The sequence below is a fragment of the Pseudomonas sp. P5_A2_2 genome, from assembly GCF_054177685.1.
In genome coordinates this window covers 1-1365 of record NZ_JBGCUL010001122.1, presented here as the reverse complement: position 1 = coordinate 1365, position 1365 = coordinate 1, and the positions used below count along the sequence as shown (strand labels likewise).

Annotated in this window: 1 protein-coding gene; it reads left to right on the top strand. The window is 59.8% G+C overall.

Annotated elements, in window-relative coordinates; translation table 11 throughout:
* A partial coding sequence (locus ACXRVY_RS29345) for a GumC family protein (protein WP_458239002.1) occupies window positions 1–1365 on the top strand: 1365 nt, incomplete at both ends.

Here is a 1365-nt window from a genome sequence, read left to right as displayed (position 1 = left end):
GTGATCGTGCAGTCCAAGAAAATCTCCCAGGGGGATGCCACCAGCACCCTCACTCAGGAAAACGCTTCCTTCATTCCGCCGTCGCTGGCCGACATGGAGACCGAGAGCAATATCCTGCGTTCGCCGGCCTTGATCCGCCAGACCATCGGCCAGTTGCGCGAAAAGGGTGAGTACACGCAGCCCGTGAGCGCCTTCAACAAACTGCTGGTGCAGCCGCTCAAACGGTTTGTGATCAATCCCGTTCGCGAACACGTGATCAACCCGGTTCGCAGCCTGCTCGGGCTGCAGACCGATCCGGTTCGCAGCCTGCTCGGGCTGCAGACCGATCCGGTACGCGACACCCTGCTCGATGCCCTCACGCAACAAGCGTCCGCTGCCCTCAAGGTTGAAACCTTGCCGGGCTCCAACGTGATCTCGATCGTCTACCACTTCCCTGACCCGGCCCAGGGCACCCGATTCGTCACTGCCCTGCTGCAAAACTACCTGGTTACCCGCCAGGAAATGCAATCGATCGACCTGCCGCAGAGTTTCTACGAGACCAAGAAAATGCAGTACCAGGTGCGTCTCGATGGCCTGGAAGCCAATCGCCTGGCCTTGCTCGAAAGCATCGGTTCGTCCGACCCCAAGGAAGAAATCACGTTCCGCCTCAACGCGATCAACACCGAGGAGCAGGCGCTCAACCTGTATCAGGACCGACTGCTGCAAAGCCAGCGCTGGCTCGATTACCTGAAAACCAGCCTGGCGACCGCCAACAATGCCAGATTCAACGACTACACCTTCCCCTACACCTTCACCACCACGGTCGACAGCGTCGCTTTCGAAGACCGCGAGATCAAGCAACTGGGTGAGCGACTGACGACCCTGGTCAGCCACTACATGGACGACCTGGCGGTCTTGCAGCCCGGCAGTGATCCGATGCAAATGGCCCGCGAGCAAATCATCCGGGCCCGTGGGCAATTCCTGAAGATTGTCAGCAACCGGATTCAGGAGCGCACCAGCGACCTGATGACGATCAGCTCGGTCATCGACCAGAAAACCGCGCGTATTGCCGAGTTCCAGAATCGCATCCATCAGTTGCAGGAAACCCGCAGCAAACTGCGGCAGATGGACACCGAGATCAACGCGTTGCACAAGGCGTTCGCCACCTATGCCCAGCGCTTCGCTGAAAGCAGCACGGCGCGCGCGCTGGACAACGACCTGTCCAACGCACGGGTGCTCAGCCCGCCTTTCGAACCGACCGAAGCGGCGTTCCCCAAGCCGATGCTGATCATTCCGTTCGGGCTGTTCACCGGTTTGCTGCTGGCGATTGCCCTGGTCTATGTGCGTGAGTTCTTCGACCACCGCTTCAAGCACCCTGCGCAAATC